Genomic DNA, 13,458 nt, shown 5'->3' on the forward strand with positions numbered 1-13,458 from the left:
GTGATTCATTTTAGTACGGTTATGGCTTAGATAAAAGAGAGTATTTGATGACACTTGGCAAGCAACTCCCAACACCACTTTACACCCTCGGTAGTGAGCGCTTTTTTGAGCTATATCCAGAACAGGCACCGAATGAGTTAATTATTAACTTACTGGGATTGAGTGACTTTGCCTGGCGTGCTCTACAGTCACAACCAGCGTTAAGTGATATGTTAATTAACGACGCAGAAATGGCTTTGCGTGATGCACCAAATCCATTTCAAGATTTAATACTAAGCGACGTTGATGAGGCGCAGTGTCATCGAATATTACGCCATTACCGTGAGCGCTATTGGTTAAAAGTAGCCTGCTTAGATTTATGTTATAAAAATGAGATTGCCGATAGTATAAGTTATATTTCTAAGTTAGCCGATGAACTCATCAATAGTGCTAATAATTGGGCGTTTACGCAAGTATCTCAAGTCAATGGTAAACCCTTAGATGAACAGCAGCAACCGCTGGCCATGATGGTCTTGGGAATGGGCAAATTAGGTGGACAAGAGCTTAATTATTCATCAGATATTGACTTAATATTCTCTTATCCACGCAGTGTTAAAACCCAAGGTGGGCGACGTTCTTTAGAGGCGCAGGTTTTTTATAATAAAGTTGCACAAAAACTGATTGCAGCACTTAATCAAACAACGTTAGATGGGCAAGTATTTAGAGTGGATATGCGCTTACGCCCGTTTGGTGAAAGTGGTCCTTTGGTAATGAGTTTTAATGCCATAGAAGACTACTACCAAGAACAAGGGCGTGAATGGGAGCGCTATGCGATGCTAAAAGGTCGCTTGATTGGCCCTCAAACACGTTATAGCGATGAGTTTTATCAACTACTCAAGCCGTTCGTGTATCGTCGTTATATTGATTTTTCAGTGATTGAATCACTAAGAAAAATGAAGCAAATGATAGCGCAAGAGGTACGCCGCAAACGATTAACTAATAATATTAAATTAGGAGCGGGTGGTATACGCGAGGTTGAATTTGTAGTGCAGGCACTACAAATGGTGCGTGGTGGTCGTGATGCAAATTTACAAACCCAATCATTGTTAAAAGCACTAAAGCAACTGAATCAAATAAAAGTTATCGGCGAAGCTGAGGCTAAATTATTAGAGCGTAACTATTTAATACTTAGGCGTATTGAGCAGTACTTGCAGATATTCAGTGATCAACAAACGCAAACACTGCCCGATGACGAGCTTAATCAATCGCGTTTAAATTATCTACTTAATCAAGTTGATTTTAGCCATTGCTTAGTCTTTATTGAAAAAATAATGGCGGGCATTCACAGTGAATTTGAATATGTCATTGGTTATGAGAGTGAGCCTGTTGATCCTTGTGAAGGGGCATTTGTTAGCGCGTGGGAACATACAGATATTAGTGTGCTTAGCGAACCTAATGAAGATTGGCAAAGTGCGCTTGATGATTTTAAATCACGATTAACCAAAACAAAGATAGGTACGCGTGGGCGTGATATTTTAGATAAATTAATGCCACTTTTACTTAAGCAGCTTACTAACGAAAAAGCCAGTGGCGCTGTATTTGGTATGATTTGCCAAGTATTAAATAAGGTGATTTCTCGAACTGCTTATTTAGAGCTGTTGTATGAAAATCCAGGTGCACTAAAACAACTCGTTTTACTATGTTGTCATAGTAAATGGATTGGCGAGCATATTTCACGTTATCCAATTTTGCTTGATGAGTTAATTGACCCAGCAGTGTTGTATAAGCCAACGCCTTTATCTGCTTACAAGGATGAAATTCGACAGTACTTTTTACGTATCGACAGTGCTGATTTAGAATTACAGATGGAAGCATTGCGACAATTCAAACAAACTCACCAATTACGAATTGCTGCAGCTGATGCAACGGGTGTCTTAGATGTGATGAAAGTCAGCGATCATTTAACAGCACTTGCAGAAGCGATTGTTGAGCAAGCAGTAAATATTGCATGGCATCAAATGGCACAGCGCTTTGGTATACCACCAAATACAGATGACGAAAATAAAGGCTTTGCGGTAATCGCGTATGGTAAAACGGGTGGTTTTGAAGTGGGTTATGATTCAGACTTGGATTTAGTCTTTGTGCATAATCATGACGGGACAGATCAAACAAGCGGAACCAAAGCTATCGATTCTCGTCAATTTTATTTAAAACTAGCACAGCGCTTATTACACTTATTTAATACACGTACAGCATCGGGGATTTTATATGAACTAGATACCCGATTGCGCCCTGAGGGTGCTTCAGGGTTAATGGCAATCAATCTAGAGAGTTTTAATCATTACCAGCAAACTCAAGCGTGGACGTGGGAGCATCAGGCTTTGGTGCGTTCTCGCATGATTTTAGGGCAAAGTGAGTTACAACAACGTTTTGCACAGATTAGATTAGGTATTTTATGCGATCAAAGAGAACCACAAAAGCTAAAAGATGATGTAATCAACATGCGAGAAAAGATGCGCACGCATTTGGCTAAAGGTGATAGTGAGCTGTTTGATTTAAAGCAAGATGCTGGGGGAATGGCTGATATTGAGTTTATCACTCAATATTTGGTGCTCAGTAATGCCCATACATTTGAACAACTGACTACTTATTCGGACAATGTAAGAATTTTAACGGATGCCGCACGCCTTGGGTGTATTAGCAATGACACAAAAGAAGGGCTTATTGCAGCCTATATTGACTATCGTTCGTGCTACCACGTATTAAGCTTAGATCAACGAGGGCGATGTGTCACAAGAGATGAGTTTGCCACACATATTTCGTTTGTTACTCGTACGTGGCAGCAGATATTTCAACTAGCTCTTTAGGCGCCTACAGTTTTGACGTACATATTCAGAGGGCAGTTCGGTGATCACCGCTGCTCGCTGTCTATAACAAAAAAAAGTATACACTTCGTTTTCAAAATCATCGTTAATGGCGCGACCAACCTGATATAACGTTGAGTTGAAATTACTATCAACACGAAAATGATCTTTAACAACATAATCTTTGCTTAAATACCAATACAGCACGATATCTTCGCTGCGAGCATAGTCAGAAAGCACTCTTCTTAATGTTGAGCCGTTTTCAAAGCGACGTGCAGTTACAGCTCCTGACCAGCTAGGTGAAGAGGGATCAACCACTTTTGCACGATCAGTTAATACTTCATCAATCCCCATTTCAGGCGTTGGCAAAGTAAGTACGTATTTGTCACGTTCATTACTTTTATTTACCTGATTACGTAAAGATGCATAAAAGCGTGATAAACCTTGAGCTGCAGCATTTTGTGTCTCTTTTATATCGACAACTGGACCATGACCAAATAAAAAATAGATAGCTGCAGCTATTAAAATAACAGCTAATGATAAATGCCTAACCCAAAACCACATGGCTAATACCCTTGTATTGATATTTGTTTATAAAAGCATATTAACGAGAAATTGTCACTTGTAATAAGAGGGCGCGTTAATATCTGGGCGTGTTTTAAATCGTCGGTGTAACCACATATATTGTTCTGGAGCGGCATTTACAGCTTGTTCAATTCGTTGGTTAACACGCGTTACATCTGTTTTATCATCACTACTGGGAAAATTATCTAAAGCAGGAAGTACTTCTAAGTGATATTTACCATGTTTATCACGACGACTGATTAAACTGACTGTTTCACAATTTTTGCTTGCAGCAAATAGGAGTGTACCCGTGGTAGTGGCGGCTTCTGAGACTGCAAAAAAAGGAGCGAACTCACAGCGATTTCGACCATAGTCTTGATCGGGTAAATAGTAACAAACCTTTTTGTTTTTGAGTGCTTTTAAAAGACCTTTCACATCACGTTTGCCGATTAAATATTCGTTTGAACGTAATCGGCCACGGGTCATAAAAAATTCCATCAACGGATTATTGTGAGGGCGATAAAAGCCAACGCCTTGATGATGAATTCCCATTACACGACTCGCCATTTCAAGATGCAAAATGTGTGGTACCAGTAATAATACACCTTTCCCGGATTGTTGAATTTGGTCAAAATGTTCAAGGCCTTTTACTGAGCCATAAACACGCTTAATACGCCAATTTGGCCACCACCACGCCATGCCTGTTTCAAGTGTTGCAATGCCAGTGTTTTCCATATTCTTTTTAACCAGAGCTTGTTGCTCTGTATCGGGCATGTCAGGAAAACATAGCTTAATATTGACCTCTGCAATATGGCGGCGTCTTTTCATCGTCCGATATACTAAACGGCCAAGTTGTTTCCCTAACCAAAGCTGAAATTTAAAAGGTAACCAAGATATAGCGTATAAAAAAAACACGCCAATCCAAGTAAGCCAATAACGCGGGCTTAAAAAAGATAATTTAAATGCAGATGTGTTGACCACGAAAGTATCTCAAATCGAAAAGAAGCTAGTTTAACTGTATGAATGTAAAAATACAAAAAAGCCAGCAAGTTGCTGGCTTTTGAAGTATTTATCAATCATTACCTAAACGAAGGGATTAGATTGCTTTTAAACCTTTGTTGATCGCTTGTAAATCGTTGCTTGTTAACGTACCAGCGGCTTGTTTTAAGCGCAGTGTTGATACGACATAACGATAGCGTACATCAGCAAGATTACGTTTAGCGTTGAACAGGTTTTGCGTACTGTTTAATACATCAACAATGGTACGCGTGCCTACTTCAAAACCAGCTTCAGTGGCTTTTAATGCACTTTCTGCTGATACAACGGCTTGTTCAAGGGCTTTAAACGTCGCAATATCAGAAACCACTTGGTTATAGGATGTGATTACTGAACGAGTTACGCCGCGTAAGCTAGATTCTAAATCTTGGCTCGCTGATACATAAAAAGCACGGGCTTGCTCAGTTGCCGCCAATGTAGCACCGCCGGAGTAAATCGGAACGTTAAAGTTCAAACCAACAGTTGTGCTATCGCCACGTGGTTTCATATGGTTACGGTTTGAATCACTAAGCGTATCACCATAGCTGGCTTTTAAAGTCAGCGTTGGATAATGACCAGCTTGCGCTAAATCAATTTGATCCTTTGCAATATCAACGGTTACTTTTGCAACTTGAAGGTTCAAGTTGTTTTCTTTTGCGACTTCAATAAAATCAACCGATTTCTTGCTTGGGGTAACCGTCGAAAAAGTTTCAGTGTTCAAAGTATCAAGTTTAGCGTGGTATTTACCTGTGATTTCACGTAGTAATTCTCGGGCTGTTTCAACACCGTTTTGAGCAACAATTTCACGAGCAACTGAATTATCAAATTGTGCTTGGGCTTCATGAACTTCAGTAATAGCTGTTAAACCAACAGCGTAGCGTTGTTTTGTTTGCTCAAGTTGACGTTCAATTGCACGCTTTTCAGATTTTACGAACTCTAGGTTATCAATAGCACTTAATACATTAAAGTAGCCATCAGCAACACGGACAATCAGGTCTTGCTGAGCAAAATCGTATTGTGCATTTGCTTGTAATGCTTGCTTATCTGCAATGCCTAAAGAGTTCCAAGCACCTAAATCGAACAGCGTTTGGTTTAAGCTTAAGCCGCGGGTGAATGAGTCAGAATCACCTTTTAATTTTTCATAGCCAGTCAAGTCAGAACCATCATAAGAAGTACTATCGCTTTTGCTATAACCCATGCTAAAGCCGATTTGAGGTAATAAAGCGCTCATAGCACGGTCACTGTTATAAGATTGCGCGTCCGCTTGGGCTTTTGCCTTTAATACAGTTGGATCGTTAACCGTGGCAATCTCGTAAACTTGAATTAAATTTTCAGCATTTGATGCTGTAGCAGTTAATGCGCATGATAAACCGATCAGCGCAGCAAGAATGTTCTTTTTCATTATTCGTTCAGTCCTTAGACAATTTGCATACTAAAAGCATGGTAACCTGTTTTAGCAAATAACAAAAAAAAAATTGCATAAAACACCGTGATCAAATGTAACAGAATATAATTATTTGTATGCACAGTATAATGATTTATTTTGTTGTGCTTACTAATTTAAGGAAAGTAGAATATGGGCAAGCAACTTGCAAAATTTAGCAAACACGATGTTAAAGTCGCACCAATAGAGTCACTGTATAAAGGTTTTTTTAATATTAACTTGTATCAGTTTGAACATGCTCTCTTTGCCGGTGGTCAATCGGACACGATTCGTCGTGAAATACTAGAGCGTGGCGACGCCGTGGCTGTGCTACCTTATGATATTGCTTTAGATAGTATTTTATTAATAGAACAAATTCGAATCGGTGCAATTAAAAGTAAGCCATCGCCTTGGTTGTTAGAGTGTATAGCAGGAATGACGGATGGCAGCACTGATTACGAGAATGTCGCTAAGCGTGAAGCGTTTGAAGAGGCAGGGTTAGAGCTTACTGAATTAGAGTTTATGTTGTCCTACCTTTCAAGTCCCGGAGGTTCCACTGAACGTTTGTATCTATATTTAGCTAAAACCGATTTGAGCCAGCTTAACAGTGGGATTTATGGACTTGAGACCGAAGGTGAGGACATTAAAACCCACATAGTGAGTTTTACAGATGCGATGGCGCGTTTAAAAAGCGGTGAGATAGATAATGCTGCTACGGTTATTTCATTACAATGGCTTGCACTAAATCGCGAGCGTATAATAGCTGAATGCGTAAAATAACAGTTCACAGTGTTGAATAATCTAAAGTACATTTAAAATTGATTACGTTTAATTTCTAATTTAATGGCGGCAACTTGACAGCATTTGCAGTGAAACAACGATATATTCAAAATCTACCTAAATACCTTACGTTATGTGAGCACAATTACTTACGTGCTTTAAAACTATTACCTAGTGATAGGGAAGTAGGGAGTGCTCGGGACGTTCAGTTGGGCAATAATCAATTTACGATTAAAGTGGATGGTTGCGCAAAGTACACAATGGATATTTCAATCAGGCAATTAACAGGGATGCTAAAGGGGTTTAATCCACTCTTTTTAACTGTGCGCTTGTATCATGATGCGAAGGTCGCAGAAATAGTTCACCATGATTACCATCAAAGAATAAAGCCATCTTATGGTTACCCTAATCCACAAATGCACCAAAAAGATGAAAAGTACCAACTTAATGCATTTTTGTATGATTGGTTAGTTGCGTGTGTTGAAAGTGGCCGCGCAGTTCTCAACTGGGATGTAGATAATGGCTTGGTTTGATGAGGTTGCAAAGTTTAATACTCCCCAGTTACGTTTAGCCCATATCACCGACTGCCATTTATTTTGTGATATTGACGGTGAGTATTTTGCCGTGAATACCGCAAAGCATTTTTCTAGCGCGCTGACACATATGGCGCAGCAACCTCTAGATGCTGTGATTTTTGGTGGCGACTTAACGCAAGACCACAGCTTTGAATCCTATTTATTATTTGCCCAGTTAATCGCTGATTCCCCTTTAACATGCCCCGTATTTTGGGTGCCAGGTAATCATGATGAAATAAGTTTAATGCAGCGTATTTCTGGTGGCCAAATAAAAAGTGCTAAACGCCTTATTGCTAGTGGCTTCGATATTTTGTTGGTTAACTCTAAAGGGCCAACGCCTGCAGGTTGGGTGAGTGAGCAACATATCAATGAACTCTCAGAGGTATTGGCAACATCGCAACAGCCTGCAGTGGTTTTTTGTCATCATAATCCATTGCCTATAAATGGTTATTTAGATAAACACATGCTAGAAAATGGCCCTCAATTACTCAATGTATTGCATAACAGTGGCCTAGTTAACCATTTGTTTCATGGTCATGTACATAACGATTATCAGTTTAAATTTAGAAGTGTTGATATTTTATCTACACCAGCCAGCTCGGTGCAATTTACTAAGCATAGTATTGATTGGCAGCAGCAAAATATGGGTGCTAGCTACCGTTTAATAACACTTGAAAGGCTAAATACAGCTGAACCACTGTGTGTGAAATCGGAGTTGATATGGCTCAACGAGTAATTTATATTCACGGTTTTAATAGCAGTGAAAAGTCATTTAAAGCTGTGCGCTTTGGTGAGTATATGGCACACTATGGCGTTGAATACTGCGTACCGCGGTTGAGTCATGAACCGTTTCACGCAATTATTCAAATCGAGCAACTACTCACGCCAAATACAGTGTTGTTAGGTAGCTCTTTAGGTGGTTTTTATGCCACTTATTTATCGCAAAAATATCAGCTGCCAGCTGTAGTGATCAATCCTGCAGTTACGCCTTTTTTATTGTTGAGTTCATTCTTAGGGTCAAATTATAATCCATATCAGGATACCCACTACGAACTAAATAAAAGTCATATTAGTGCGCTAAAGTCACTGTCTATTTCAGATTTACAACAGCCATCGCTACTGTACTTATTACAGCAGACAGGCGATGAAGTATTGGCGTTTCAACAGGCAGTTAAATATTATTCACAATGCAAGCAGCATATAGAGTTTGGAGGCGATCACAGTTTTGTTAACTTTGAGAGCACCTTTGCGAGCATTGTCGATTTTCTTAAAATCACGAAAAATAGCCAAGCATATAAAAGATAAAAACTATGAGTCAGCAAAATTATAACGCCGAAGCCATTGAAGTTTTAAATGGCTTAGAACCAGTAAAACGCCGTCCGGGCATGTATACCGATACTACTCGTCCTAACCATTTAGGGCAGGAAGTAATTGATAACAGTGTCGATGAAGCAATGGCCGGACACGCCACAAAAATTGACGTCATTCTGCATGAAGATAATTCTTTAGAAGTCAGTGATGATGGTCGTGGTATGCCAATTGATATTCACCCAGAAGAAGGTATTCCTGGGGTTGAGTTGATTTTCACTAAACTGCATGCGGGTGGTAAGTTTTCAAATAAAAATTACCAGTTTTCGGGTGGTTTACATGGTGTAGGTATTTCGGTAGTAAATGCACTCTCTACTCGCGTAGAAGTTGTTGTTCGACGTGATGCGCAGCAGTACATGATGGCATTTGAACATGGCGATAAAGTTGAAGACTTAAATATTATTGGTACTGTTGGTAAACGTAATACGGGAACCACAGTCCGATTTTGGCCAGATGCTAGCTATTTTGACTCGGCTAACTTTTCACTGACTAAATTGCATCACCTATTAAAAGCCAAAGCCGTACTTTGCCCGGGTTTGCGTATTAAATTTGTAAATAAACAAACTAAAGAAACCCAAGAGTGGTATTACGAAACTGGCTTAAAAGATTACTTAAATGAAGCCGTAAAAGGCTATGACGTTTTACCTAAAGACCCATTCACAGGTGTATTTTCAAGTTCAACCGAAGGAGCAGACTGGGCTGTAGTTTGGCTGCCGGATGGTGGCGAATCAATTGCTGAAAGTTACGTAAACCTAATACCAACAGCTCAAGGTGGTACTCATGTTAATGGTCTGCGCCAAGGTTTACTTGAAGCCATGCGTGAGTTCTGCGAATTCAGAAACTTACTACCGCGCGGAGTAAAGCTGACACCTGATGACATTTGGGAACGCTGTAGTTACGTTTTATCAGTGAAGATGCAAGATCCGCAATTTGCAGGTCAAACTAAAGAGAAGCTCTCATCGCGTTCATGTTCAGCGTTTGTATCTGGCGTAGTTAAAGACTCGTTTAGTTTATGGCTGAATGAACACACGGATACAGCAGAGCTGTTGTCAGAGCTGTGTATTTCTAATGCCCAAAAACGCCTACGAGCAGCTAAAAAAGTAGTACGTAAACGTGTTACCGCAGGCCCCGCATTACCAGGGAAATTAACTGATTGTAGCGCTGCAGATAATGACCGAACTGAATTGTTTTTAGTGGAAGGTGACTCTGCTGGCGGCTCGGCTAAACAAGCACGTGATCGTGAGTTTCAGGCTATTATGCCGCTACGAGGTAAGATTTTAAATACGTGGGAAGTTGAGTCAGGACAAATTTTAGCATCACAAGAAGTGCATGATATTTCTGTCGCACTAGGAATTGATCCAGACTCAAGTGATTTATCAACTTTACGCTATAATAAAATTTGTATTCTAGCGGATGCTGATTCGGATGGTTTGCACATCGCAACTTTATTATGTGCGCTATTCGTACGTCATTTTACGACATTGGTAAAAGAAGGCCATGTGTACGTTGCTATGCCACCCTTGTTTAGAATTGATATAGGTAAAGACGTTTACTACGCGCTTGATGAAGATGAAAAATCAGGTATTTTAGCGCGCATAGAAGCCGAGAAAAAACGTGGTAAAGTTAACGTACAACGCTTCAAAGGATTGGGTGAAATGAACCCTTTGCAATTACGTGAAACGACCATGGATCCTAATACCCGCCGATTAGTACAATTAACGCTTGAAGATGAGCAATCGACCTTAGAAATGATGGACATGCTACTGGCTAAAAAGCGCTCATCAGATCGTCGCCAATGGTTAGAAGATCACGGTAATCGTGCCCAAGTATAAACATTAGGATGTTCTGTAATGCTTTTATCAAAAGGAAGTTGTACTGCGTTAAATGTTTTACATCGCTTTTTAATAGTTTTTGTTGTACAGGGTTTCCTCTTTATCAATACGGTAACCGCAAATGACACAACCTTTGATGAGCGATGGTTAAATGCACAGTTAGCTACAGCTGAACAAAAAAGTATTCAGGACCCTGGAGATGCTATTGTTTACCTTACTGATTTACTATCAAAACATGAAAAGGAATTAAATGTTCTTCTACGTACTCAGCTGCAAATTTATTTAGCTGAAAATCATATTTTAGTTGCTGAATTATCTAAGGCGACAGCTTTAGATAAACAAATATCCAATAATTTACCTTTATTAAGTGATGAGTCTTTGATTAGCCATTTGCTGGTGAAGTCAAATATTTATAACTTTGAAGGCAAGCCAGACAAAGCAATAAATGTGCTAGAAGAGGCTAAAAGTAAGGTGGATAAACTTTCTAATAATAAATTGAAAAGCAAGGTTTATTCCAAAATGGCCAGTCATTACGTTGATAATGAAAAAGATATACTTGCTATTCGTTATTATTCTAAAAGCTATGAACTTATCCTTAAAAGTGGGGACTTTCTTCAGCTTGCTTACATTCAATCCTCAATGGCGCAATCATATGAACATTTATTTGATTATGAAAGAGCCGTGGAATTGCAAAAAAAATCATTGAATTATTTTTTAAGCCATAATTTGTCATTTGACGCTATGGTGTCTTATTACCACTTAGCAAATGTGTATTTAAAATTATCACGAAATGAAGAAGCGATTCATTGCAGTGAGGAAATGCTAAAATTAAATAGTAAAGTAATAAATGCAAACCTAGCTTATTATGCTTACATTATTGCTGCAGAGGCTTACATTAATATACAAAAAGTTGATCAGGCTAACTATTATTTAAATTTAAGTAATGATCATTTTGGCGGATTAGAAAATGTAAATAATATTGTTAGGCATTTTTATATTCAAGCTGAAATAGAGATAAAAAGTGGGAAATTAACTCAAGCAGAAGAAACGTTAGAACGAGCTCAGAAATCTGTTGTAGGCCTTTCAGTTGATAATAAAGTGAGTTTAAAGCTGAAATTGACAGATTTAAAAAGCCAATTAGCCAGCGAAAAGAGTAATTACAAACAGGCCTATAATTACCAAAAAACTTATAATCAGCTTAATACAGAATATTTTGATAAAGTGCGTGAATTGACGCGCTCAAGGCATAAAATACAATTTGATTTAAAGCAAATGGAGCTTGAAAAGCAGCTGTTGCGAAAAGATAAGGAGCTTAATGAATTTACACTTCAAGAAATAAAGCGGCAACAGGCAGTTCAACAAACAGCGATGTTGAGCGTGCTATTATTATTTTTATTTGTATTAATATTCACGTGGCGACAATATCGCTTGCGACGAAAGTTTAGTTTACTTGCAAACACTGATTTTTTAACTGGTGTAGCTAATAGGCGCAAGGTTATGGATTTTGCAGAGTTGCAGTGGTTACAACTCAAATCCGACAATCAAAAGCTATCCTTAATTAGCTTTGATTTAGATCACTTTAAGAAAATTAATGATAACTATGGTCACCCGGCAGGCGACCTAGTTTTAAAGGTTGTAACTCAAATATCGCAGCGAGCTATTCGAGAAAGTGATTTTTTAGGGCGTATAGGTGGTGAAGAATTTCTAGTTGTATTGAATAATACAACATCAGTTGAAGCCACTGAAATAGCTTTCCGCATTAAAAGTGATATAGAGAAAGAGCATATAATTAGTGATGGTCAGATCATTAAAATAACGGCAAGTTTTGGCGTTGCACAAAAAAGTTCTGAATTAACTTCATTTAAAGATTTACTGAAAAAAGCAGACAAAGCCTTATATACTGCAAAAGAGCATGGCCGAAACAGGGTAGAAATCAATGAATAAATTACTAACATCATTACTCGCATTGAGTATGTTAAGTACACCATTAGCAGCAAAAAATATGCTAAAAGAACTAAGTGTTGCTGACGGCTTTAAAATTAATATTTTTGCCCGCGACGTCGAAAATGCACGTCAGCTAGCAGTCTCCAAAAAAGGCATCGTGTATGTTGGCTCACGTAAAGCTGGCAATGTGTATGCGCTGATTGATCACAATAGCGATGGTGTTGCTGATAAACAAATACTGGTGGCCAGTGGCTTAACAATGCCATCAGGTTTAGCAATTAAAGATAATGATTTATATGTAGCAGAAGTGCACCGTATTATTCGCTTTAAGAATGTTGACACACAACTCAAAGCACCTAAATACGATGTAGTGTACGACGCATTACCAACTGAGCGCCATCATGGCTGGAAGTTTTTACGGTTTTCGCCATCGGGTGAGCTAATAATACCTGTGGGAGTCCCTTGTAATGTGTGTGCTGAAGATGAACGTTATGGGCGTATATTTTCTTTAGATATCAACACCAAACAAATGACAACATTAGCGCAAGGTGTCCGTAATTCTGTGGGGTTTGATTTTCATCCCAGTACACAAGCATTGTGGTTTAGTGATAATGGCCGAGATATGATGGGCGATGACATACCACCTGATGAGCTAAATCGGTTAACAAACGAAGGGGAGCATTTTGGTTTTCCTTACGTACATGCTGGTGCCATCTTAGATCCTGAATTTGGCAGAGATAAGAGTATTACTGACTATAGCCCGCCAGCATTAGCATTGGGGGCGCATGTAGCTCCTTTAGGGATTCATTTTTATAAAGGCAAGCAATTTCCTGCTGATTATAAGCAACAGCTTTTCGTGGCTGAGCATGGTTCGTGGAACCGAAGTAAAAAATCTGGATATAAAGTGGCGCTTGCCACCATTGAGCAAGGACGTGTGGTAAAATACACGCCGTTTATTACGGGCTTTATGAAAAACGAAGAAACATTGGGTCGTCCGGTTGCTTTTGCAGAACTTGCCGATGGCAGCTTATTGATCTCCGATGATTATGCCAATGTGATCTACCGTGTAAGCTATAAAAAAAATTAGGTAGGCT

The 13,458-nt window shown here is 39.1% G+C and carries 11 protein-coding genes; 8 read left to right on the top strand and 3 right to left on the bottom strand.

What is annotated here, in order from left to right; all coding sequences use genetic code 11:
- Nucleotides 1–47 precede the first annotated feature (47 nt).
- Complete coding sequence (glnE, locus tag HH219_RS04395) at nucleotides 48–2,846, top strand: bifunctional [glutamate--ammonia ligase]-adenylyl-L-tyrosine phosphorylase/[glutamate--ammonia-ligase] adenylyltransferase (protein WP_169326745.1); 2,799 nt, start codon at nucleotides 48–50, stop codon at nucleotides 2,844–2,846.
- On the opposite strand, the gene HH219_RS04400 is transcribed toward glnE, so the two are convergent.
- The 3 genes from HH219_RS04400 to tolC all read right to left on the bottom strand — a co-directional run bounded on the left by HH219_RS04400 (nucleotide 2,835) and on the right by tolC (nucleotide 5,844).
- On the bottom strand, nucleotides 2,835–3,407 hold the full coding sequence (locus HH219_RS04400) for a TcpQ domain-containing protein (protein ID WP_169326746.1): 573 nt from the start codon (nucleotides 3,405–3,407) through the stop codon (nucleotides 2,835–2,837). The genes glnE and HH219_RS04400 overlap by 12 nt on opposite strands.
- 54 nt (nucleotides 3,408–3,461) lie before the next feature.
- Nucleotides 3,462–4,388: an LpxL/LpxP family Kdo(2)-lipid IV(A) lauroyl/palmitoleoyl acyltransferase gene (gene lpxL, locus HH219_RS04405; protein WP_054454529.1), complete on the bottom strand. Its 927-nt coding sequence runs from the start codon at nucleotides 4,386–4,388 to the stop codon at nucleotides 3,462–3,464.
- Between the two features lie 115 nt (nucleotides 4,389–4,503).
- Nucleotides 4,504–5,844 carry an outer membrane channel protein TolC gene (gene tolC / locus HH219_RS04410; RefSeq protein WP_054203152.1) on the bottom strand — a complete coding sequence of 447 codons (1,341 nt, stop codon included), beginning with the start codon at nucleotides 5,842–5,844 and terminating at the stop codon, nucleotides 4,504–4,506.
- A gap of 174 nt (nucleotides 5,845–6,018) precedes the next feature.
- Between tolC and HH219_RS04415 the strand changes: the two genes are divergently transcribed.
- The 7 genes from HH219_RS04415 (at nucleotide 6,019) to HH219_RS04445 (ending at nucleotide 13,451) form a co-directional block, all read left to right on the top strand.
- Nucleotides 6,019–6,645 carry an NUDIX domain-containing protein gene (locus HH219_RS04415; RefSeq protein ID WP_054203153.1) on the top strand — a complete coding sequence of 209 codons (627 nt, stop codon included), beginning with the start codon at nucleotides 6,019–6,021 and terminating at the stop codon, nucleotides 6,643–6,645.
- A gap of 89 nt (nucleotides 6,646–6,734) precedes the next feature.
- On the top strand, nucleotides 6,735–7,178 hold the full coding sequence (locus tag HH219_RS04420) for a DUF1249 domain-containing protein (RefSeq protein WP_349251605.1): 444 nt from the start codon (nucleotides 6,735–6,737) through the stop codon (nucleotides 7,176–7,178).
- The gene (locus HH219_RS04425) at nucleotides 7,165–7,956 is read left to right on the top strand and encodes a metallophosphoesterase (protein ID WP_064435782.1); all 792 of its coding nucleotides are present in this window, start codon (nucleotides 7,165–7,167) and stop codon (nucleotides 7,954–7,956) included. The genes HH219_RS04420 and HH219_RS04425 overlap by 14 nt, the downstream gene beginning before the upstream one ends.
- Nucleotides 7,941–8,525 (top strand): YqiA/YcfP family alpha/beta fold hydrolase, encoded by a 585-nt coding sequence (locus tag HH219_RS04430; RefSeq protein WP_054203156.1) that lies wholly within the window; start codon nucleotides 7,941–7,943, stop codon nucleotides 8,523–8,525. Before HH219_RS04425 ends, HH219_RS04430 begins: the two co-directional genes overlap by 16 nt.
- Before the next feature lie 5 nt (nucleotides 8,526–8,530).
- Nucleotides 8,531–10,420 (top strand): DNA topoisomerase IV subunit B, encoded by a 1,890-nt coding sequence (parE, locus tag HH219_RS04435; RefSeq protein WP_169326747.1) that lies wholly within the window; start codon nucleotides 8,531–8,533, stop codon nucleotides 10,418–10,420.
- 18 nt (nucleotides 10,421–10,438) lie between these two features.
- Entirely contained in the window at nucleotides 10,439–12,364 is a 1,926-nt protein-coding gene (locus HH219_RS04440) for a GGDEF domain-containing protein (protein WP_169326748.1), read from the top strand.
- Nucleotides 12,357–13,451: a PQQ-dependent sugar dehydrogenase gene (locus tag HH219_RS04445; protein ID WP_054454521.1), complete on the top strand. Its 1,095-nt coding sequence runs from the start codon at nucleotides 12,357–12,359 to the stop codon at nucleotides 13,449–13,451. Before HH219_RS04440 ends, HH219_RS04445 begins: the two co-directional genes overlap by 8 nt.
- Nucleotides 13,452–13,458: the final 7 nt, after the last annotated feature.

This window comes from Pseudoalteromonas sp. NEC-BIFX-2020_015, assembly GCF_012952265.1.
Taxonomy (GTDB): Bacteria; Pseudomonadota; Gammaproteobacteria; order Enterobacterales; family Alteromonadaceae; genus Pseudoalteromonas; species Pseudoalteromonas neustonica.